Source organism: Paenibacillus rhizoryzae (assembly GCF_059686995.1).
The window spans coordinates 20287-43166 of sequence record NZ_JCAALT010000012.1; the positions used below are offsets into that span (position 1 = coordinate 20287).

Annotated in this window: 14 protein-coding genes; 13 read left to right on the forward strand and 1 reads right to left on the reverse strand. The window is 52.8% G+C overall.

The annotated features are described in order from the left end of the window. The first annotated feature begins 42 nt into the window (after positions 1–42). The 12 genes from AC6ESO_RS26615 (at position 43) to AC6ESO_RS26670 (ending at position 18523) form a co-directional block, all read left to right on the forward strand. Positions 43–1977: an alpha-galactosidase gene (locus tag AC6ESO_RS26615; protein ID WP_497094031.1), complete on the forward strand. Its 1935-nt coding sequence runs from the start codon at positions 43–45 to the stop codon at positions 1975–1977. A gap of 107 nt (positions 1978–2084) precedes the next feature. After that, entirely contained in the window at positions 2085–3050 is a 966-nt protein-coding gene (locus AC6ESO_RS26620; RefSeq protein WP_497094032.1) for an ABC transporter permease, read from the forward strand. A gap of 25 nt (positions 3051–3075) precedes the next feature. Next, entirely contained in the window at positions 3076–3972 is an 897-nt protein-coding gene (locus AC6ESO_RS26625; RefSeq protein ID WP_494817826.1) for an ABC transporter permease subunit, read from the forward strand. Positions 3973–4021: 49 nt separating this feature from the next. Next, a complete protein-coding gene (locus tag AC6ESO_RS26630; RefSeq protein ID WP_497094033.1) occupies positions 4022–5674 on the forward strand; it encodes an extracellular solute-binding protein in 1653 nt (550 codons plus the stop codon). Positions 5675–5757: 83 nt separating this feature from the next. Further along, positions 5758–8163: a hypothetical protein gene (locus AC6ESO_RS26635; RefSeq protein ID WP_497094034.1), complete on the forward strand. Its 2406-nt coding sequence runs from the start codon at positions 5758–5760 to the stop codon at positions 8161–8163. Next, positions 8163–11585 carry an endo-alpha-N-acetylgalactosaminidase family protein gene (locus AC6ESO_RS26640; RefSeq protein WP_497094035.1) on the forward strand — a complete coding sequence of 1141 codons (3423 nt, stop codon included), beginning with the start codon at positions 8163–8165 and terminating at the stop codon, positions 11583–11585. Before AC6ESO_RS26635 ends, AC6ESO_RS26640 begins: the two co-directional genes overlap by 1 nt. A 110-nt stretch (positions 11586–11695) precedes the next feature. Beyond that, positions 11696–12397 carry a copper homeostasis protein CutC gene (locus AC6ESO_RS26645; protein WP_497094036.1) on the forward strand — a complete coding sequence of 234 codons (702 nt, stop codon included), beginning with the start codon at positions 11696–11698 and terminating at the stop codon, positions 12395–12397. Positions 12398–12437: 40 nt separating this feature from the next. Then, entirely contained in the window at positions 12438–13445 is a 1008-nt protein-coding gene (locus AC6ESO_RS26650; RefSeq protein ID WP_497094037.1) for an asparaginase, read from the forward strand. Positions 13446–13471: 26 nt separating this feature from the next. Further along, positions 13472–14344, forward strand: a complete 873-nt coding sequence (locus AC6ESO_RS26655; protein WP_497094038.1) for a sugar phosphate isomerase/epimerase family protein — start codon at positions 13472–13474, stop codon at positions 14342–14344. Positions 14345–14410: 66 nt separating this feature from the next. Continuing rightward, positions 14411–15673, forward strand: a complete 1263-nt coding sequence (locus tag AC6ESO_RS26660; RefSeq protein WP_497094039.1) for an alpha-L-fucosidase — start codon at positions 14411–14413, stop codon at positions 15671–15673. Positions 15674–15687: 14 nt separating this feature from the next. Further along, entirely contained in the window at positions 15688–17190 is a 1503-nt protein-coding gene (locus AC6ESO_RS26665; RefSeq protein ID WP_497094040.1) for an arylsulfatase, read from the forward strand. 184 nt (positions 17191–17374) lie between these two features. After that, positions 17375–18523 (forward strand): acyltransferase domain-containing protein, encoded by a 1149-nt coding sequence (locus AC6ESO_RS26670; RefSeq protein WP_497094041.1) that lies wholly within the window; start codon positions 17375–17377, stop codon positions 18521–18523. A gap of 310 nt (positions 18524–18833) precedes the next feature. Here AC6ESO_RS26670 and AC6ESO_RS26675 read toward each other — a convergent pair whose 3' ends face one another. Further along, positions 18834–20912 (reverse strand): copper amine oxidase N-terminal domain-containing protein, encoded by a 2079-nt coding sequence (locus AC6ESO_RS26675; RefSeq protein ID WP_497094042.1) that lies wholly within the window; start codon positions 20910–20912, stop codon positions 18834–18836. 207 nt (positions 20913–21119) lie between these two features. On the opposite strand from AC6ESO_RS26675, the gene AC6ESO_RS26680 reads away from it, so the two are divergent. Beyond that, positions 21120–22868: a class I mannose-6-phosphate isomerase gene (locus AC6ESO_RS26680; protein WP_497094043.1), complete on the forward strand. Its 1749-nt coding sequence runs from the start codon at positions 21120–21122 to the stop codon at positions 22866–22868. Positions 22869–22880 lie beyond the last annotated feature (12 nt).

Genomic DNA, 22880 nt, shown 5'->3' on the forward strand with positions numbered 1-22880 from the left:
TTAGAGCGCTTACATAACTCAAAGGAGTGGAGTTCCAGGCTTATGGGGATTACAGTCGATAACAACAAAATCAAGCTGATGAATGACTATATCTTACGCGAGTTGGATATTGAGCACGGTCCGGTTACAACCGCATACAAGATCCGCCCCCATGGATCATCACGGGGGGACGCGTGGATTCCGGTATTTTCATTCGAACCCTGGCTTCCATTCGAAGCGGCCGTAACCGTGAATGGAACGGAGTATGAAGCAGGACCTCAACGGAAATCCAAGCATTGGGATCGGGAAGGGGCTTTTGATGTCATTCGCATTGAACAAGCGAGAGGCAACTATGGCGATGTGTTGAGGCTGTTTTGCAGAGCCAGAAACGATCAAGTTCCGGGACTTGAACTTATGATTGAATACGAAATCGCTGATCGGCTGCCTCTGCTGTCCAAATCCGTAAAAGTGAGCAATCCGTCCAAAGAAGTTATCGTGGTGGATAACGTGTGCGTCGATACGTTGAGATTGTTTGAAGGCAAGCTTGAATTAGCCGTGTTTAGCGATTATTACTGGGATAACCGTAAGGAAGACCCTTATTACTTTTCGTTCACCCGTTTCGAGTTTCCGGAGACAATCGGCATGGAATTGAAGCCTGGCGAATCGTTCGAAACCTTTACGTGTTATGAAGCGGTGACATCAGGCGACCGGGACGAAGCGTCTATTCTTCTTCATCGGATATACAAAGAGATTGCGCCTTGGATGACCCAGCCTTTGATTAAGCAGATTGTTAATTCTTGCAATACCTACGAGGAGCTGCTAGAGATTGCCGACAGAGCCGCCGAGGACGGCATTGAAGCGGTTGAATTGTTCGTTGGACAACTGTTTACCAACACCGGAGACTACATTCCGAGGCCCGATCTATTTCCGAACGGGTGGGACGATATGAAGAGGATGGTTGATTACTACCATACGAAGAAAATCGCCGTTCTTCCTTACTGCTCAACGACGATCGCATGGCCGGACAGCGAGGTGTTCAAGCAGCATGAAGACTGGCAGTACCTTGGCCCTGACGGAATTCGCTATGACCCTTGGGGGTTAGGGAATATGTGCTACCAGTCGCCTTGGGGCGGATATATCGAAGGTAAGCTGCTTCATCTTCTGGATGATATTGGCTTTGACGGTCTGGGATTAGACGGTCCTTATCACAGATTGCCATGCCTTGCAGATGATCATGCCCATCCAAATCCGCATTGCGTGGAGTTTATGAATTGGCTGTGGGAGAAACGGTTTTTCGGAGAAATCACCAAGCGGAACAAAATGATTACCGTGCCCCAGGAGATGCAATCGATGTTTCATGGTGTCCACCAGCGTCCGGGCGGGTATCGGGAAGAAGACCAGAATGCAATGGGAGGCATGCCACTTGTGGTTACCACAAGAGCATACACCTTCGACTCGCGTTACAAAGATCCGGCATGCGCGACCTGGACATCCTGCAACCTGGAAGAATACCATGGGCACAGTATTGAGCCTTCAGAACAAAATCCGGCTACTTATGACCATGCTTTTGGCGGCGTATTCGGATATGGCCACTGCGGAGCCTTATACGGCCGGCGGCTTTATTTTGGGGAAGTCACGCAGGCTATTTTCCATAAGTGGGTTGCCTTCTTCAAGAAATATAGACGAACATTAGCCGGCGAAATGGTGCATCTTGCCAGGCCGAACGGCTTTGAGCCCGACGCGGTCATGCACGTATCGCTGGAAGCTGAAATTCCAGCGGTGCTGGTCGTATTTAATCCGGTCGGCGAAGAGAAGCAAATCATGCTAGAGCTGCCTTTGAATTATGCAGGCTTCTCCGGGGGAGATCAGGCGGCCATCGAACAGATCGGTTCGATCCCATTGGATTCGCGCGGCCACGGTATTATTAGCTTGAAGCTGCAGCCGAATGAAATTCTGACTCTGGCGGTAGAGCCGGTTCGAACCGGAGCAAGTGCGTAAAAAACTGAATGGTTTCACAAATATTTGATAATTTCGAATCGGAGCGCCCCTGCTATAGTTGAATTAAGAGATGTGAAGCGCTTACATGCAGAAGGGAGTGCCCGCAAGTGAATGATACCGCGATTGCGGCCAAAACGGATTTGGCCGTTTCGAGAACGAAGCTTCGAAAAGAAAGATGGAAAAAATATAAACAGTACCGCGTTCTGTTAATCATGATGATTCCGTCCATGCTGTACTACCTGGTCTTTCACTACCTGCCGATGTACGGCGTGCTGCTTGCCTTCAAAGACTTTAAGATTTTGCAGGGCATCTGGAACAGTCCTTGGGTTGGTTTTGACATCTTTGAGAAAATATTCCACGACGATTACTTCTACACGGTACTGAAGAACACAATGATTATCAGCTTGTACAAGCTTATGTTTGGATTCCCGGTACCGATCATCTTCGCCCTGCTGCTCAGCGAAGTGATGAATGCCAAATATAAGAAATTCATTCAGACGGTTACGTACTTGCCGCATTTCATATCGTGGGTCGTGCTTGCAGGGATATTCTTCTCCTTATTCGCCCTGGAAGGCCCGGTGAACACGATCATCAAGCTGTTCGGAGGCGATCCGGTGCTGTTCTTGGCAGACCCCCGTTACTTCCGGTCTATTCTCGTCATTACGAGCATTTTCCAAGGTTTCGGCTGGGGCTCGATCATCTACTTCGCGGCCATCTCGAACATTGACCCGCAGCTGTATGAAGCGGCTGTTATCGATGGCGCAGGCCGGTTTAAACGAATGTTCTACATCTCGATTCCGATGCTGGTGCCCATTATCGCGATCATGCTGATTCTCTCGATGTCGGGCATACTGGACGCCGGCTTCGACCAAATTTTCAACATGTACAATGTGCAGGTTTACAATGTCGCGGACATTATCGACACGTACGTCTACCGCAAAGGGATTGTCGAGATGAACTACAGCTACGCTACGGCAGTCGGATTGTTCAAGTCGGTCGTCGCGCTCATTCTAATCTTCTCGGTTAATCGGCTAGTGAAGCTGATTGGAGGGAAAGACCACGCGTTGTGGTAGTACGTAATGGGGAAGGTGAGACCACATGATTAACGTGAAAAAATCGGCTTCAGACAAACTAATCGATACGATTATCTACGCTATTCTAGCAATCATTATGATTGTGACGCTGTATCCGTTCTGGACGCAGGTTGTCATCTCGCTGGATGGCGGAGGTGTAGACAGTGCCGCCTACTCTTCAGGCATAGTCCTCTTCCCTTCGCAGCTTACATTTGGCAGCTACAAGCTTGCGCTGCAATTCAAAGAGCTCTGGAGCGGCTACGGCTATACGCTGCTTCGTACCGTGCTTGGCGTTATTCTCTCCATCGTGTTTACGGCGATAACGGCCTATCCGCTGTCGAAGAAGGATTTGCCGCATAACAAGTTTTTTACGAGCATGATTCTGTTCACCATGCTGTTTGCCGGCGGGACGATTCCATCCTATCTGCTCATTAAAGAGCTGCACTTGATGAACACCGTGTGGGCGTTAGTTATCCCGGGCATGATCGGCGCATTTAACGTACTGATTATGCGCAACTTCTTCCGGTCCATTCCTGAAGAGTTGGAGGAGTCGGCGCGTGTGGACGGCGCAGGCTATTTGCGAATATTCACGCAGGTCGTGCTTCCGCTGTCGAAGCCCGTGCTTGCAACTGTCGCACTTTGGGTCGGTGTCGGCCATTGGAACGCCTGGTTCGACTCGCTGATCTACATCACCGATCCGAATAAACAGGTGCTGCAGGTTGTCCTGCGCAAAATTATCATACAGAACAACACTTCGGACATCACGCTGCTCATTCAGAATTTGGGCAAGGATACTAATTTCTCAGGCCGCCAGCTTCAGGCCACGGTCGTCATGTTCTCGATATTGCCGATGCTGATCGTATATCCGTTCGTCCAGAAGTATTTTGTCAAAGGCGTCATGATTGGGGCTATTAAGGGATGAGAATCCTCTCAATAGATAAAGAAACATATAAGAGAAAGGGTTGGTTCATGTGAATCGTAACAAAAAACGGTTAATGTCTGGCGCTCTTGCAAGTGTTCTCTTAGTTTCAGTGCTTTCGGCTTGCGGTAATTCGGGTTCGAGCACGAACGGAAATACTTCGAACGACTCATCGAAGTCCGATACGAATACGTCAGCAAACGGCAACAATACTGCTGCTGCAGACAACAAGCCGGCTGAGAAGAAGCTGCTGAAGTTCTGGACCGCAAGTCCTGAAATTGCAAAGGTGGACGCACCGGGCGTGAAGGCGATCCGCGATAAATTCGGCGTCGACGTCGAGTTCGTTCCAACCGGTGGCGAAGGCTTCAAAGAGAAAGTGAACCTGATGATCTCCTCGGGCGATATCCCGGATTGGATGAAGGAGCCATCCTTCACGGATTATGATAAATATTTGCAACAAGGTATTATCTCTCCTATTCCACAAGAACTGATTGAGCAAAACATGCCGAAATACGTGGAGTGGCTGAAGCGTTTCCTCGGCGATGATCCGTTTAAATATGTCAGAAGAGACGGTAAAATCTATGCGCTTCCAGTTATCTGGGATATCGGCATCGATGGCTTGGACCTTGCTTTCCGCGAAGACTGGATGAAGAAGGTCGGTGTAACGAAAACGCCTGAAACGCTCCAAGAGATGGAAGAGCTGCTGACCAAATTCCGCAATGACGATCCGGATGGCAACGGCAAGAAAGATACGTACGGCATGACGGCTCCGGGCGACAATATCGAGAGCATGTTCAGCTCCGTGTTCGGTGCATTCGATGCTTATCCGAATATCTTCCGGGAGAAGGACGGCAAGGTCGTTCGCGGCGAAATCGAGCCAGGCGCGAAGCAAGCACTCGAAGTACTAAACCGCTGGTACAAGAACGAGCTGATCGACCCTGAGTTCGTCGTCAACAAGGGCAACAACGTAGAAGATAAAGTGCTTACGGATAAGACTGGCGCGGTGGAGTTCTACTGGTGGGCGTTCCTGCCGGGCAATGCATTCCTAGGCGGCGAACAATGGTTCGACAAGCTGAAGGCAAAGCACCCTGACTTTAATTTCGCGATTACAGGCGGCGTGAAAGGTCCGGATGGAAAATACGGTATTTCGCAGTACAATCCGGCTTATGCTTCCGGCGTCGTGTTCGGCAAACAGCTTGAGCAGGACCAAGACAAAATGGTCAAGTACATGCAGGTGTTCGAGGCTACGCAATTTGATCCGGAGATTTACGAGAAAATCAACTTCGGTGAGAAGGACCAGCAATGGAAGCTAGGCGCTAACGGAACTGTTGAGTACCTTGGTGCGTACACCGATGAGAATGAGCGTAAGAAGCTGGGTCTTGGCGGATACTCGATGAGCGGTTCGTTCAACGATTATGACTTCCAAACCTCGTATACTTCGGATGCCAGTATGCGTCAATTGGCTAAAGATACGAGAGCGAAAGGCACGCGCAACATCGATATTCTGGCTCCGTTCAACAAGCCGGTTTATAACGAAACACAAGATAAGCTGAAGCAGTTCACAACGCAAAACTTCATCGACTTCATCACAGGCCGCAAATCGCTGGATGACTTCGACAAATTCGTATCCGAGTGGAAGAGCATGGGCGGCGAAAAGGTGCTTGAAGAAGCCCAACAAGTATACGATGCCAACTTGAAACAATAATGTGAATTGCAAGCGATGCCGATGTCCTTTCCAATCTTGCGTTGGGAAGGACATCCATTTTTAAGGGAGAAGGAGTGTGTAAAATGGAACAATTTCAAATTCAATTTCAGGCGGGGCAATTGCAGGTTGGACTTAGTAATCAAGGGGATCTAGTCGAGCTTAAGGATGTTGCGAATGGTAAAAATTTCTCGGCTTCCGGGCAGCGTTCACCGCTGCTGCAACTTGTTGTCGGAAAGAAAATCGAAGCATCGACCTCGGTCGTTTATGATGCTCAACTGGGTAAATTGAGCTTCTCTTATGAGGCTTGCCAAGCACAAGTGGATGTAGCTGTTCGCATAAAGGAGAAGTACATTACATTTGAAGTAATTGGGATCACCGAAGCCGACGGTCAGTCGGCGGTAGACGCTATTCTATGGGGGCCGTACGCGACGACGGTAGCAGGCTCCATCGGTGAGTCGGTAGGTATCGTGCACGATGGCGAATTTGCAATCGGCTTGTTGGCCCTGAATATGAAAACAATCGGCGGATGGCCTGCCGAGTTGGATAGATTAGCATTTGCAGGCGAATCGTATGCGGACAGCAAATTCGATTATGAAGCAAGCACGGCATGGCCAACCGGCGAAGGCAGCTTGCTGCAGGCTTTCGCGCGGGATCGTTCGAAAGGCGGCCGCAGACCGGTTTGGAATTTGAACGACATCGAGGTTAAACCTCTGCACGGGGAAGATGCGGCGATCATCGGATCGCAAATTGCCTTGTTCGGCTGTGCGGCGGCTCAAGTACTGCCTGCTATTGAAGCGGTTGAGCTGGGAGAAGGCTTACCCCATCCGACGATTGACGGCGAGTGGATGAAGACGGCTACTGCTGCCAACCAGTCGTATCTGATCACCGATTTCTCCGAGGCGACCATTGCTGAGGCGGTGCACTATACGAATCAGGCAGGGCTGAAGTATGTGTATCATCCGGATCCGTTCACCCAATGGGGTCATTTTATTCTGAAGCCGGGGCAATTCCCGCGAGGCGATGAAGGGATGCGCGCCTGCGTGGAAGCAGCTGAGCTAGAAGGCGTGCATGTCGGCGTTCACACGCTGTCTAACTTTACGACGCTGAATGATCCTTATGTCGCTCCCATGCCGGATGCTAGATTACAGATGGTTGGTTCCGCTAGTTTAGTAGAAGCAATCGATGCTCAAGCTGAGGAGCTGATAGTCGATCAACCTCAGCCATTCAAGGAGAATCTGTACCGGAAATCCGCGCTGATCGGTACTGAAATTATTGAATACGACTCGGTTTCAGAACAAGCGCCATGGAGGCTGCTTGGCGTAAAGCGCGGCGTTAATGGAACGGCAGCAGAGGGGCATGAGGCCGGCGCCGAGATTGGCCGATTGTGGGATCATCCGTATGACGTGTTCTTCCCGAATATCGAGCTGCAGGATGCATATAGCGAGCGGATCGCAGAGCTGTTTCAAGCGACAGGCTTGAAGCAAATCTCCTTTGACGGTTTGGAAGGCTGTTTCGCAACGGGCCAGGACGGCTACGGCGTAAATCGCTTCGTCCAGAAGTGTTACGACGGCTGGGGAACAGAAGTGATTAATGATGCGAGTATCGTCGTACCGAATTACCTGTGGCATATTTTCACCCGTTTCAATTGGGGTGAGCCGTGGGGCGTATCGACGCGCGAGGGACAGTTGGAATGGCGGCTCACGAATCAGCGGTATTTTGAGCGCAATTTCATTCCGCCGATGCTTGGCTGGTTCCTTATTCGCTCGACCTCCGATCGTTTCGAAGCAACGACGATCGATGAGATCGAATGGGTGCTATCTAAAGCGGCCGGCTTCGGAGCTGGCTTTGCGCTTGCAGCTGATATGCCGGTGCTTAAGCGTAACGGCAACATCGATGCGCTTCTGGAGCAAGTGCGTCAGTGGGAGACCGCGCGTAATGCGGGGGCGTTCTCGGCCGAGCAGCGCGAGAGGATGCGCGATCCGAAGAGCGATTGGCATCTGGAAGCGGAAGGCGTTGATAGCTGGCGCCTTATACCGGTCAGCCTGTCGAAGCCGCTCGAGTGTAATCCGGCAGAGCTACAGCCGGGTCAGCCGGGCGGCGCGGATTGGGCGTTCTATAACAAGTTCGGCGAGCAGCCGCTGCGTTTCAGCCTGCGCGTATCGCCTTCTTACGGCAATACCGACGCGCTTATTCGCAGACCGACCTTCTATACGAATGGAGATTACATGACCTTCGATACGGATGTGCGCGCGTATGAATATCTCGTGTGTGAGGGAGACCGCACCGGGAAGGTCTATGACGTGAACTGGAATTTGCTGCGGACGGTTCAGGCTTCCGCCGAGGCGCCGATTGTTCGAACAGGCGGTCAGACTCTTTCGTTCAGCTGCAAGTTTGAAGGCGATCCGAAGCCGGTCGTTAGCGTTACCGTCAGCACATGGGGCGAAGCAGAGAAGGTGCAGGCAGAAGCCGCGAAAGTGGGGAGCATCTAATGACGGGTGCAATTAGCGGTACATGGATGCAAGAGGAGGCGTTGGCGCTTGTCGCTGACGCTTCCGAGCATGCCGTCGTTACCTTGGAGAAAGCAGAAGAGCTTAGCGATGGGGAGTTTGCGTTTACGCTGACTCCCCTCAGCCTTTCCGGGAAGGTTGGCGCAATAATTCGCTATACAGGGAAGGACAGCTGGATCTTCATTGGCTGCGACAAGCCGATGGACCCGTTCGGGAAGAGCACGTGGATCTGGTTGATGCCGTGCGGCAAGCAAGGCGTTCTATTTCAATCGGATCCTCTCTATGAAGGCAAACCTTATCGCTTAGAGCTGCGATTCTGTGAATCTGTGCTTACTGTTGCAATGAATGGTTATCAAGTCTATCACGGTGAAGTGCCGGAATGGAAGCGTGGAGCGGGGGCTGTCGGCTTCTGCGCTTTGAGTGGCGAGCGCGTTGATAATGGCGGTGGCAGCGGTGGGCACGGCCTATTTAGCGATGCGCGCGTGAGTCCGCTTGCGGCGTGTTACCGCGAAGCTTCCGTCTCTGAAGCGGATGCAGCATTGGAAAGAGAGTCTGCATCTATGGTGGTACTGTCTTCCGAGCAGCTCGAGGTGGAAGTGGATGCTGCGTTCCCGCGTGTTCTGCAATACCGCTGGAAGGCCAGCGGAGCGGTACTGTTCGGCCAAGATGACCGACTCTCTTACGTGGAGCTGAACGGTCGATTCTATGAACCTATTATCTCCGTGGTGAAAACGACGAGCGGTGGAATAGCCTATCGGCTGGATTTTACTGAGCTGCAGGTAGAAATGGTAGTCACTTTCACTGTCTCGGACGCCGCGCTGGAACTACGCGTCTCCGAGATTCAAGAGAGCGGAGAATTCCGGATCCGTACGGTTGCTTTCCCGAATCATGGGCTTGTTTCTGTTCGAGAAACGCAAGCGGAGGCGAACGTGGCCTGTGCGGAAGGGATTAAAGGCGATAAGTTCGGGGCGGTTTCTGATTGTTCGCCAGCTGCTGCGCCGGAGTATTGCGCCATAGCGATCTTGAATACCGCAGAGCTGGCTGCAAGCGTGATCGGCAATTCACTGCATAACCGCAAACGCTTATGCGTTCAAACTGTTGTACGCCAGGGAGCGAAGCGGACGGCTATTTGGCATGCTTATTGGACTTACAGAGGTCCGGATATGGAGATCATTGAGGAGCCGTGGGCTAAAATCGTTCTTACGGATGACCGCAATGGGGACGGGCTCGTAGATTGGCAGGATGGGGCTATTGCGGTTCGGGAGTCGCTGCCTGCAATCCCAGGAGCGGATATACTGCGCAGTAGCTATGCGCATATCGCGATGAATTTTGGCAGTATGGCACAATTCCCGTTTCTGCGTATTCTCGATAATGTGAAGAAGTTTTATCTGTATACCGATGGATTTGGGCAAATGCTGGAGCTGAAAGGGTATCAGAGCGAAGGCCATGATAGCGGCCATCCCGATTACAGCGGCAATTATAACGAGCGGGCAGGCGGCTTGGCGGATTTGAATTTGCTGTCGGAGCGGGCGAGAAGCTATGGTGCGGTTATTGGCGTTCATATCAATCACAGCGAAGCTTATCCGGAGGCGAAGGCTTACTCGAATGAGCTAGTGACGACAACGCCCGGCTGGCGATGGCTCGATCAGTCTTATTATATGGATAGAGAAACGGACATTCTGTCCGGGAAATTCGATAAACGCTTAGACGCGCTTAAGGAAGAGGCGCCTCATCTCGGATTTATCTACGTGGACACGTATCGGGACGAGCACTGGCCGGCATGGCGGCTATCGAAGAGGCTGCGCGATAACGGGTGGACCGTCTGGACGGAAGAAGCGGATGCCTTAGATGCGGATGCCGTATGGACGCACGATTCCACAGGTGACAGCCGAATCTCTCGGTTCATTCGTCATCAGGACAAGGACGCTTATGCCGAACATGTTCTGCTGAAAGGCGGCTATGCGCGCTATGGCGATAATGGGTTTATGGGCTGGCAGCGGGAGCGGGATTTGCCGGCGGCAATTCGCTCGTTCTTCACGAAGCAGCTGCCTTACCGGTATTTGATGCATTTTGCGATTATGAACTGGAAGGACGATGAGATCGTGTTCACGGATGGCGTTACCTCTCGATTGGAAGAAGGGATAGCGACCATTCGGAGAGGTGGCATACCGGTTGCAGTTGGGAACGCCGTATTTATCCCGTGGGACCCGGTGCAAGAGGTCAAAATCTATCACTGGAACGATGGCAGCGCGGGCACCGTATGGCAGCTTCCGGCAAGCTGGCCGGAGAACGGGATCGTTCATTTGTACCGGCTGACGAACCAAGGACGTCAATTCGTGCAGCGTGTTCCGATTTTTTCCGGTTACGTCAACATTGCGGCAGACGCAGGCACGCCATATGTGTTATATAAAGAAGAGGCGCCTCCAATTCCTGACATCCTGTGGGGTGAAGGCAGCCCTGTGAAGGATCCGGGGTTCGACAGCCATGGGTTCACATGGTGGAAACGTTCGTCCACCGGCTGCAATGCGAAACATATCGCCATCAAGGAGACAAGCTGCGGCCAGTCTTATTTGTGCATCAGCGGTAATGATGGGGCCGATGCGCAGGTGGTTCAGAAACTGCAAGGCTTGAAGAGCGGCCGGACGTATTCGGCATCCGTATGGGTAGAGGTTTCGGATGGCCGGGAGGCTGCAATTCGCGTGTCCGGTTACGGAGGTCCCGCTATTAGTCATGCGATTGATCGCACGACGGTCATCAATTGCGATCCTGATTCGGATAAACGCGGCACGTGTTATCAACGGATTGCGGTTCGGTTCCGACTATCGGTTGCGAATGGTGAACCGCAGGAAGTGATGTTGTCTCTCCTTGCCGAACAAGGTGCTGCAGATTCCTATGTTCATTTTGACGATGTGCGGGTCCGTGAAATCAGTGTCGGATCAGCATCGTACGGGGACTATGCGGTCTACGAGGACTTCGAGCATGTTGATGAAGGATGGGGCCTGTTCGTCAGCGCCAACCCGAAACTCGGCAAGACGCATCTCTCGCAGCGGCATGAAGGCTTCACGGAGGATACGCTTGGAGGGGAATGGTCACTCAAGACAATGGACCAGTTGATAGGGGAGCTGCTGCGGACGGTGCCATCGACGCTGAAGCTGATGCCGAATCAGCGCTGCCGGATCGCTTTTGACTATAAGGCAGATCATGACGGTCAGTACGCCATTGCGCTGCGAACGACGGACGGCGGTCCTTCTCAGGATATCGTGGAACCTTTATGTAAAGGCGAATGCCAATGGCTTATGGAGCTGACGACCGGGCCTTATACCGATTACTACTTGGCTATTATGAGGAACGACGCGGAAATAGGTTCACTGGTGCTGGATAACTTCATCGTGGATTGGATTTAGCAGCAGGAAAAAGGCAGACGGAAAATCGGGGAACGGATAGCTGCCGCACGAAAATTGTAGAGTGAAAAATGGTAAGCGTGGATAGCAGTTCAGCTAGGAGGAGATTCGCTATGCTACTCGAAGTTATAGCATTAACCCCGGAAGATGCCCGGGTTGCTGCCGAATATGGCGCAGATCGCATCGAGCTTGTTTCCGTGATCGAGGAAGGCGGGCTTACGCCGGCACTGCCTATCATGGAAGAAATCGCAGCGGAAGCTACGATTCCGGTTCATGTCATGATTCGTCCGCACAGCAGGGATTTCCGATACTCGGAAGAGGATATGGAGCAGATGGTCCGCGAAATGAAGACGCTGCGATTCCCTTGCATCGGCGCATATGTGCTTGGCGTGCTGACTGCTGAGCAGACGGTCGATGAAGAGAAGCTGAAGCGGCTGCTGGAAGCGGCGGATGGCATTCCGGTTACGTTTCATCGGGCGTTCGATGAGGCGCGCAATCTGGAGGAGGCGTACGAAGTATTAGCCCGCTATCCGCAGGTTCGAACGATTCTAACCTCCGGCGGGAAACCGAGCGTGCTGAATGCGGTCGATCCCATTAAGGAGCTTGTACGGCAAAGCAGAAGCGGGAACGGCTCGTCCGGACCGGAAATTATGGCGGGAAGCGGATTGACGCTGGAATCAGCCGCCAATTTCGTGAAGCAAACCGGCGTGCGCGCTGTTCATTTCGGCTCAGGCGTGAGGCAGGACGGACGGTCTCAGGCCCCAATTGATCCGGCGCGGCTGGCTGCACTACTGGCTGTTCTTAAATCGAAATAGGTCAAAGCACAACAACGCAATAGATAGGAGGAGCGAACAGATGTCTGAGGTATTGGTTAATGAGTATCGCGGGGGTTATGTGGAAAATGTGCACTGCGGCCATATTTGCGGCGTAGATGCCAAAGGGATCCGATACGGTACGGGGAATGTCCGCCACTTGACGTTTCTACGCTCTTCCGGGAAGCCGATTCAGGCGCTTCCTGCACTTATACATGGCGCAGACGAAGCATTCGGATTGTCGGAGAAGGAAACCGCGATCATGTCCGGCTCCCACTGGTCGGAAACGTTCCATGTGTCGGAGCTGGAATCGATGATGGCGAAAATCGGCATCGAAGAGGAGCAGCTGGTATGCTCGCCTACGTACCCGCTAAACGGATCAGCCAGAGATGAGCTGTTCGTCAGCGGCTCGCCGAAACGGAGAATTTATCACAACTGCTCCGGTAAGCATCTTGGCATTCTGTCGCTATGTAAGCATAAAGGCTATGATCTGCAAGGGTACACGGATACCGATCATCCTGCTCAGCTGGAGATTGCAGCTACGCTTGCTTATTTGGCCGCTATGCCGGTTGAAGAAGTCGTGACCGGCGTGGACGGCTGCGGCTGTCCCGTATTTGCGATTCCGCTCGACCGATTGGCGACGGCTTATCTGAAGCTGGCTCTGCCTGAGCTGATTGAAGATCAAGCGGTACGAAGCGCAGCTAGCAAGATTACGGGGCTTATGAACCGCCATCCTGAAATGGTGTCCGGAACGGGGCAAATCTGCTCGATTCTGCTGATGGACGACAATATTGTTGCCAAAGGCGGGGCGAAGGGGGTCTATTGCTTCGGGCTGCGTGAGGAAAAGCTCGGTTTTGCCTTGAAGGTGCTGGATGGTTCGTCGGAAGAATGGCCACTCATTATTGCTTCCATCTTGGAGCAGATCGGCTATTCCCGTCAGGAAACGATGGATAGGCTGCGTGCCTTGGCACCTGCCGATATGTTCAATGACAACGGCGTCGTTGCCGGCCGTAACGAAGCGGTGTTCAAGCTGCAGCGATACGAAGAATAATCTAACGCAAACGAGGGAGTAAGAGGATGCAAATCGGATTAAGCACCTATAGCTTGTTAAACGCATTGAAGTCGGGCGAAATGACGGTACTCGATGCGATTCAGTGGATCGCGGATAACGGCGGGGAGCATATGGAGATCGTTCCGTACGGCTTTACACTCGTAGATAATCCGGAATTGGCGGATGCGGTTCGCAATAAAGCGGCGGAAGCAGGCATCGCATTATCCAACTATTCAATGCCTGCCAATTTCGTGCAGCCTGATGAAGAGGCGTTCGAGGCGGAGATGGCACGCGTAAAGGAGCATGTCGATCTCGTTCACCGTCTTGGCATGAAGCATATGCGTCATGATGTGACGGCCTTTACGATTCCAAAGGAGCAAATGACGATTGCTTGGTTCGAGGAGAACCTGCATCTGATGGTCAAAGGCAGCCAGATCATCGCTGATTATGCGGCGCAGTACGGCATTACGACGACCATTGAGAATCACGGCTTCAGCGCGCAAGCGAGCGATCGCGTACAACGGATCCTGCATGCGGTAGATCGTCCGAATTTCAAAACAACACTGGATATCGGCAACTTCATGTGCGTAGATGAGAATCCGGTTATCGGCGTTATTAAGAATCTTCCTTATGCATCGCTGGTGCATTTCAAGGACTTCTACTTCCGTCCATTCGACGAGCCGCCGGGCGGCGGCAATTGGTTCCGTACGAGCCATGACAATTACTTGCGCGGCGCTATTGTAGGTCACGGTGAAATCCCGATTCGCAAAATCACGAAGCTGATTAAACAATCCGGCTACGACGGTTATATTACGGTGGAGTTCGAAGGCATGGAAGAGTGCAAAGAAGCATCGCGCATCGCGATGGACAATCTGCGCACGCTGTGGCAAGAAGCGTAATAGCTGCGGGACACAAGGATCAGAAGAACGAGAGACCTACTTATGAAGTGAGAGGCGGTAGAAGAGATGCAAACGATTCAGAAGCCGGTACCTTCGGCGAAGCAGCTGGCTTATCAGGATATGGAATTTGGGTTGTTTCTCCATTTTGGACTCCGGACGTTCTATGAAGGGTATGCGGATTTCGACGAGCGTCCCATGTCGCCGGCCGACTTTAATCCCGTAAACTTGGACTGCGAGCAGTGGATCCGTACCGCGAAGGAAGCGGGCATGCAATATGCGGTTCTGACTGCGAAGCATCATGACGGATTCTCCAACTGGCCGTCCAAATACAGCTCTTTCTCGGTGGAAGCTTCCCCGTGGAAGGACGGAAAAGGCGATGTCATTCGCGAGTACGTCGATGCTTGCCGGAAATACGACGTGAAGCCGGGCCTCTATTATTCGCCTTACGATGGCTCTGCCAACTTCTACACCCAGGATGCCAAAGCCTACGATGATTATTTCGTGAATCAAATTACCGAGCTGCTCGGAAATTACGGGGAAATCGATATCTTGTGGTTCGATGGCTGCGGCTCTGAAGGCCATACCTACGATTGGAACCGGATTATCGGCGAGATCCGCCGCCTTCAGCCGGGCATTCTGATCTTCAACATGGGCGATCCGGATTTCCGTTGGATCGGCAATGAGGATGGCGTAGCTACGACGCCAACCTGGAACGTAGTGGACTCGACGGATTTCTCGATTTTGACGGACGAGAAAGAGAAGCTTGGCGCGCAAATGTGGCTGCCTGCCGAATGCGACGTGCAATTGCGGTATAACCGGATCAGCTGGTTTTACAGCGATGAGGACGAGCATATGGTCAAGAGCGTGGATGAGCTGATGGGCTTGTACTATTTGTCCGTCGGTCGCGGCACTAATCTGCTGCTGAATATCGGGCCGAACCGCGAAGGACTTCTCCCGAGCAAGGATACCCAGCATCTGACGCAATTCGGCGAAGAGATTCGCCGCCGGTTCGAGCGTCCGATCGCGACGTTGTCTGCTTGCGCGCAGGAAGGTTCGAAGTGGACGTATAAAGCGCAAGAGTCCCATCTAATTGATCATATTATCATTCAAGAGGATCTCACTCGCGGCGAGAGTGTCCTGCGTTTTACAGTCTCGGTAATCACGTCCAAGTCCCACGGTCTGATAACGGTGCATGAGGGTAGAAATATCGGTCATAAAGCGATTATCCGCATTCCGGCAATCAAGGCTGCGGGAGTTGTCGTTGAAATTACGGAAAGTGATGGCGTGCCAACCATTCGCGAATTATCTGTTCATTATTCCGGTGAATAAGGAGGCGGAGCCTCATGAGCGGCAGTGGATCTCAAGTACAGGCAAGGCCTAATATTCTATTAATCACGGTAGATCAGATGCGCGGCGATTGCTTAAGTGCGCTTGGCCATCCGATTGTGGAAACGCCAAACCTGGATCGTTTAGCGCGATCCGGTGTTCTGTTTCGCAATGCGTATTCGGCAACGCCGACCTGCGTGCCGGCCAGAGCGGCGCTCTTAACCGGCATGAGCCAGCGTTCGCACGGACGCGTCGGATACCAGGACTGCGTGCCGTGGGAGTACGAGCATATGCTGGCAGGTGAGCTAGCCGGTGCAGGCTACCATACCCAATGCGTCGGCAAAATGCATGTGTATCCCGCGCGCAATCTATGCGGGTTTCATAATATCGTGCTGCATGACGGCTATCTGCATCATAACCGCAGCAAGCATAATAACACGGTCGATGGGCATTTTGACCAAGTGGATGATTATTTGACTTGGCTCCGTCAGCAAGCAGGCGCGCAGGTTGATATTACGGATAACGGCCTCGATTGCAATGCATCGGCGGCCGCGCGTCCCTGGCATCTTGCGGAGGAGCTGCATCCGACGAATTGGACGGTTACGCAGTCGATCGATTTTCTGCGCCGGCGGGATCCGGGTAAACCGTTCTTCTTATACACGTCGTTTGTCCGTCCGCACTCGCCGCTTGATCCGCCGCAGGTCTACATGGATATGTACAAGGATCTCGAGCTGCCTGATCCCCCAATCGGGGATTGGGTGGATGTAGAAGCGGCGAAGGCGAACGGTTCCGATCCGACCACGCATTTCGGCATTGTGCCAAAGCGTAGACTGGATCGTGCACGAGCAGCCTATTACGCGCTGATTACGCATCTTGATGATCAGATTGGCCGGTTGGTGAACGCTTTACAGGAGTATGGTTTATCGCAAAATACGATCATTCTGTTCGCTTCCGACCATGGCGAGCTGCTTGGCGACCATCATTATTACCGCAAAGCGCTTCCGTATGAAGGAAGCGCGAAGGTGCCGTTTATCGTCAGCGATCCCGGCGGCAAGCTGGGATTCCGAAGAGGCAGCGAAGCAGCGGAAGTGATTGAGCTGCGCGACATCATGCCGACGCTACTCGATATTGCCGGAGCTCCGATACCGGGTACAGTAGATGGCAGCAGCGTACTACCGCTATGTCGTGGCCAGCAAACGGAGTGGCGGCCGTATCTGCATGGCGAGCATTCGTATGGGGCGCTGTCGAACCATTTTGTCACGGATGGCCGGGAGAAATATCTATGGTTCTCGCAGTCGGGCGAGGAGCAGCTGTTCGACTTAATCAGCGACCCGCAGGAGCTGGTGAATCTAGCGGCGGGTGCTTCCGCACACTGGCAAGGACGATTAGTCGAGTGGAGGCAGCGCTTGGCAGCGGAATTGGACGGACGCGAAGAAGGGTATGCGGAAGATGGCCGGCTTATTGCGGGTCGTCCGCCGCGTACGTTGTTGACGAGTGTGTTTCAAGGTATGGAGACATAGAGCATAAAGGAAAGGCGGGAGCTGTCGGGCTCTCGCTTTTTTTTGCGTAGGAACTGACAGGTGAATCTCGCATGAGGTAAATTAGTAGCAAGAGACTTATGCTATAATCGACAAAACAACGCAATTCGAGTGCAGAATGTGCGGGTTGCCGAAGCACCGCCGCGCTATAAGGGGAGAAGTATACATGAACGGGCAAGGGCAAATGACTCAGGATGAGCGATGGTTTCTGCAAGATGACGCACTTCGGGAGGCCAACCTTGTCGCTGAGCTTCCATCGGAGGCATGGGATGCTTTGCAGCAAGCAGCGGTTAAAGTGAGGCAGGATGAGAGATTGAGCGCGCTGGCAGTGCGAGGCCATCAACTGCTGTTTCAATCGGAAAATGGCGCGGCCCCAAGCGGGGCGACGTTCTCCGGCATTCTTGCTGAGATGGGCGAAGGGGCAGAACTGTATCAACCGCTTATTCTGCTCAGCGGACTGAATCGGCTTAAAGGGCTCTACGCGGAGCGAGGCATTCCGCAGGAGATTCTGACGCATACCCTCAGCGACATGGCGCTGTGGATGCGCGATTATTACGGCAGGCACAATCGCTGGGGACTCGGCAACGAGTGGCTCGTGAACCATATGTCCTTCCGGCTGTTCCGGGTCGGAAGGCTGCAGTTTGAGCGCGGCCGCTTCGGTGGCGGCAGGCGGGTCCTTCGTCACCTCGGTACTCGCGAGGTGGTCGTCCTGGCGGAGAGCGGCGTACGGTTCCGCAGCGATGGACTCATCGACGGCACGAATGACCGCTTCGATGAAACGGGAGCATGGGATGCCGTGCTTGAAGACGGCGAAGAGGGAATTCGCGGACACCGGATTACGGCTGGCGGTTTCGCTGTTTCTCAGCCGGAGACGTTCCGAACGGAAGAATGGGAGACGGTGCTGCGAGCCGGCGATCCTGTTCTAGATGTACATATTGCCGCGGATGGCAGAATGGATCATGCGCAGTGTTTGGATTCCATGAAAGAAGCAGTCGGGTTCTTCCAGCGGTATTTCCCGGAAGAGACACGGCTCGCATTCGTCTGCACCTCTTGGCTGCTAGATCCGCAGTTCGAGCAACTGCTAAGCGATTCCGCCAACATTGTCCGTTTCCAGCGCGAATTCCGGCTCTATCCGGTAGGCGGCGACGGCAAAGAGGGCCTGCGCCGTATCTTCGGCAACTTGTACGAAGATTGGACGCAAGCGCCAGCCGACACCTCGCTTCGTCGTGCCGTGCTTGGTCATCTCGCCAGCGGGGGCGCGCTGCGGGATATGGGCGGGTTTATTTTGATGGACGATAAGGTAGAGGCTGAGTAAGAGTCGCGCCTTGAGTTGGGTTTACGCGCTAACGAACCGTAGGGGTCTTATTTCAGCAGAATAAGTGGTTCTGAAATCCTAACGAACCCTACAGGCCTTATTTGATGTGAAAAGGCTCTTTCACGCAGCATTTCCCCCAAATAACGTCCCTACGGTTCGTTAGATTCGATAGATGGTTATTTTCGCGCGAATAAGGCCCTTAGGGTTCGTTAGCGAGATTCCATGGCAACGATGCCGCATTTAGAAAGAGAAAACGCCGCACCACGAAATTACTTCGTGGTGCGGCGTTTCTTTATGTGGCCGTCTGCCGTTATTGACGAAGCTGCGGCAGAGGTTGGAAGGTCATATTAATCGGCAAGTAGCTGCCGGATGCGAGCGTGAAGACAATGTCGAGCGTTTCCGCCGTTGAACCGGTGCGGTAGAGCACAGCCGTTTCATTTTGAGTGAGAAGCGCACTGTCGGTTGTAACCGGCACGAGTACTCCGTTTACAATGAAGGCTCCTGCATAGTGGCCGCCTCGGGCATTGATGCCGACAATGGTATTTGGCGCGACCTGCACTTTCATTTTGTACAAGACGCCGAAGTTGCCGAAATCATACTCGAGCAGGCCGGTCATCTCGTCAATCCCATCCACGAGCTTGTCGATCTTGCTGTCTCCGAGTAAGATACTTTGCGGCTTCGCGCCAACCGGCTCGGAGGTGCTGAGATCGATCTCGCGGTCGGCATAATCGAATGTGCCGCGGACATGCTTATTATCGCGAGGCATCACCATTAAGGAATCGAGAATAGGCAACGGATCCTGTTTATCTTGAACGACAACGATGCGGTAGCGAATATTCGATGTCGAAACGACATCTGCATATGCGGAGAACACATCACCCGGCTTAAGAGGTACATTTGACATCTCAGGGAGCAGCACCTTGGATTCGCCCGGAGCTAGGGTAACGTAGTTAGCCGGTACATGTTTGCTGAGTGCATCCATATAGCGGATCGTGGCCATTTTGCCTGCCATAATGGTGGATTTGTCCGGACCGCCCTTGCCCCATGCGCCGATGCCAACGGAAGCTTGGCCGGTACTGCTTGTGTTCGTGGCAATGAGGAACATTTTCAGCGGGTAGCCTGCTCCATTCTCATTATAGAAGAGGAAGCGGGTTGCGCCGGAGAGCTCGGTGTCGTACACAAGACCTGTCGTCGTCCAGCGCTCAGGACTGTTGCTGTGTACAAGTCTTGCCGGTTCATTCGTGAAGGAATAAGAAAGGGTCGGGTAGTTACGTACAGCCGTTCCATCCATCGTATACTTGCGTCCAACCGGCGTGAAGAGCAGGTTAAACTCATCTTCGGTGTACAGGATTTCCGGGATGACGGTAATCATCTTCGTTACGGTGCCGGTCAATTGACCGCCATCCTTCACTTCAAGCGTAACCGGAAATTGACCTTCACTGAAGAAAGCAGGCGAATTTCCCGTAAACTTAGAGGAAATGATGTCATTGCGGTCGTCGGTGCTCAGATCCGTATAGGTGATAGGCTCACCGATGCGGTAAGTCGTTTTATCCGTTGTGAAATCAGCTACCGGCGGCAGATTCGGCATTTGCACATCAACTGTAACGCTGAATGGCTCGCTCCATACGCCGTTCTCGCCTTGAACCCAGTGGGTTACAACATGCGGACCGGCTTCTTGGAAGATAGACTGCCGTCCTTCCCAGCGCTCATGGGTGTTGGTTTCATCCACGACAGTAGGGACACCGTTTACTAAATAATCGACAAGCGTCTGTTGTGCGAAAATTTCAGTAGGCTGAACCGTAAATTCCGCTGACGGCGGCGGTACCGGTACTGCCCAACTGATAACGGTGTCGGTGCCGCGCGGGATAATTCGGCTTCCGGTCAAATTCGACCACATACGAAGCGGCACCATGAGCGAGCCCTTCAGGATGAAGGTGGGACCGGGTCCTTTCACGGATTCACCGTTGACTTTAATGATGTCGCTGCCTGGTTTGAATCGAAGCTCGATGGCACCGGACTTCGCAATGGATTCCTTCGATTTAGCATCATAGGACAGCTTGTAGCCGAAAGGACCGGCAATTCCGTTCAATGCGGCATAAGAGGAACCGGCTTTGATCGTTAAGGGCTGCGCGGCTTTGAGCGGTTTCTTGTTAAACAGCATTGCCGTGCTGTTCTTCTTCAGTATAAGCTCGTTGTCCGGGAGCGTTTGCGGCGTGAGTACGCCGCCAGTTGGTGCGACATCAATAATCGGACTAGCGGTTGTTGAGCCGCCTGTCGTCGTTGTCGTCGTTGTTGGTGCATCGACCGTTCCTTCCGCGGAAAGCGGCGCCGTTTGAAATAATGTTAATAGTGCCAAAGTACAGACAAGATAATGCTTCAGTGGTTTCATACGCGACTCCTTCTCTATTTCGAATCGATAATTTAGATGACCACTGTTTAAACGACTATATTTACCATAAAGTTGCGATGCTTGGAAAAGAAAATATAGAAATCGGCAATGGAATAATCGGAATCAGGTTCGGCTTCCTGCTTATTTGTGTTAAAATAGGTGAAAAAATCCGGCGGGATGTAGACGCAAGTAGAGAGGGAGTTAATCATGAATTCGGGATACAACAAGGAACCGATTGTGACGATTCAGGGCTGGGAGCATGAAGCGTGGTCGGGGTATGAAGCAATCGCAGATACGGTACGGGAAGCTATTTCGGGTAAAAACAAACCGAAAACCGTTGTCGTCGTGGAATGTTATCCCGGCGTAAGACAAGAGGAAATTATCGCAGGGCTGTCTGCTGCACTGACACCTGCGCTAATCATAAACGCGGAAGACGCGGCGCTGGAACCTGATGAGGTTGACCGCAAAGTCGAGCGTTATATGACGGATGACCGCGTGTTTGGCTATATGACGCCTTTTCGAATGGAAGAGTTCTATGATGCGGATAAGCTGCAGCAGCTCCGTGATGGAATCGATGCGGTACAGTCCGGCGTCGTTGTCGTTATCGGTTTCGGCGCAACACTTGTGACAAGCGGCGATATGCTGCTGTACGCCGACTTGGCGCGCTGGGAAATCCAGCAGCGCTATCGTGCGAAGACGTATAGCAACTGGAGAACGAAGGTCGTGGAAACGGACATTCTCCGTCTCTACAAGCGCGGCTTCTTCTTCGAATGGCGCATGGCAGATCGACTGAAGAAATCGCTGCTCGGCGGGATCGATTACTATCTGGATACCCATGCAGCGGATGCTCCCAAGATGGTTTCCCGGGAAGCCTTGTTTGCCGGTCTTGCCCAAACGGTTAGTCAGCCGTTCCGGCTTGTGCCGTATTTTGATCCCGGCGTATGGGGCGGAACTTGGCTTGAGGCGAACATTGATCTGCCGAAGCGGAACCATCCGTATGCGTGGGGCTTTGATGGAGTGCCTGAGGAGAACAGTCTATATTTTCAATACGGTGCGCTTCGGGTGGAGCTGCCTTCGATTAATCTGGTCTTCTTCGAATCGATTAAGCTGCTCGGGGAGAAGGTGTACTCGCGTTTCGGGGCAGAGTTTCCCATTCGTTTCGACTTCCTCGATACGATCGGCGGCCAGAAATTGAGTTTGCAGGTGCATCCAACGACGGAATATATCCGTGAGCAGTTCGGTATGCCATATACGCAGGATGAGAGCTACTACATTCTGGAGGCGGTTCCCGGCGCGGAAGTGTATTTGGGACTGAAGGACAATGTGGATGCGGAGCAAATGATGGCGGATCTGCGTAAAGCGCAGCAAGGTGATTTTACTTTCCCGGCCGAGAACTACGTGAATGTGTACCCGGCTGCTAAACATGATCATTTTCTCATTCCTGCGGGGACTGTTCATTGCTCGGGCGAGGGATGCATGGTGCTTGAAATTAGCGCAACACCTTATATATTCACCTTTAAGCTGTGGGATTGGGACCGTCTCGGACTGGATGGCAAACCGCGCCCTGTCCATGTGGACCATGGGGAGAAGGTCATTCAGTGGGAGCGGACGACGGAGTGGACGAAGAGCTGCGTCGGCAGAGTTGAACCGGTTGCGGAAGGCGAAGGCTGGAAGGAAGAGCGGACGGGTCTCCATGATCTGGAGTTTATCGAGACGCGGCGGCACTGGTTCTCCGCACCTGTTCGGCATGAAGCTAACGGCAGCGTCCATATGCTGAATTTGATCGAAGGCGAAGAGGCGACGGTGGAAAGTCCGGACGGCGCGTTCGAACCCTTCGTCATCCGTTATGCGGAAACGTTCATCGTGCCGGCTTCCATTCCGGCGTACACGATTCGTCCAAGCGGTCCGAGCGTTGGCAAGACGATTGGCACGATCAAAGCATTTGTCAGAGCTTAGGGGTGAGTCGTG

Excerpts from the sequence above, each read along its gene's own strand:
- AC6ESO_RS26615 (WP_497094031.1), top strand. The coding sequence starts at position 43 with ATGGGGATTACAGTCGATAACAACAAAATCAAGCTGATGAATGACTAT.
- AC6ESO_RS26625 (WP_494817826.1), top strand. The coding sequence starts at position 3,076 with ATGATTAACGTGAAAAAATCGGCTTCAGACAAACTAATCGATACGATT.
- AC6ESO_RS26635 (WP_497094034.1), top strand. The coding sequence starts at position 5,758 with ATGGAACAATTTCAAATTCAATTTCAGGCGGGGCAATTGCAGGTTGGA.
- AC6ESO_RS26640 (WP_497094035.1), top strand. The coding sequence starts at position 8,163 with ATGACGGGTGCAATTAGCGGTACATGGATGCAAGAGGAGGCGTTGGCG.
- AC6ESO_RS26645 (WP_497094036.1), top strand. The coding sequence starts at position 11,696 with ATGCTACTCGAAGTTATAGCATTAACCCCGGAAGATGCCCGGGTTGCT.
- AC6ESO_RS26650 (WP_497094037.1), top strand. The coding sequence starts at position 12,438 with ATGTCTGAGGTATTGGTTAATGAGTATCGCGGGGGTTATGTGGAAAAT.
- AC6ESO_RS26655 (WP_497094038.1), top strand. The coding sequence starts at position 13,472 with ATGCAAATCGGATTAAGCACCTATAGCTTGTTAAACGCATTGAAGTCG.
- AC6ESO_RS26660 (WP_497094039.1), top strand. The coding sequence starts at position 14,411 with ATGCAAACGATTCAGAAGCCGGTACCTTCGGCGAAGCAGCTGGCTTAT.
- AC6ESO_RS26665 (WP_497094040.1), top strand. The coding sequence starts at position 15,688 with ATGAGCGGCAGTGGATCTCAAGTACAGGCAAGGCCTAATATTCTATTA.
- AC6ESO_RS26670 (WP_497094041.1), top strand. The coding sequence starts at position 17,375 with ATGAACGGGCAAGGGCAAATGACTCAGGATGAGCGATGGTTTCTGCAA.
- AC6ESO_RS26675 (WP_497094042.1), bottom strand. The coding sequence starts at position 20,912 with ATGAAACCACTGAAGCATTATCTTGTCTGTACTTTGGCACTATTAACA.
- AC6ESO_RS26680 (WP_497094043.1), top strand. The coding sequence starts at position 21,120 with ATGAATTCGGGATACAACAAGGAACCGATTGTGACGATTCAGGGCTGG.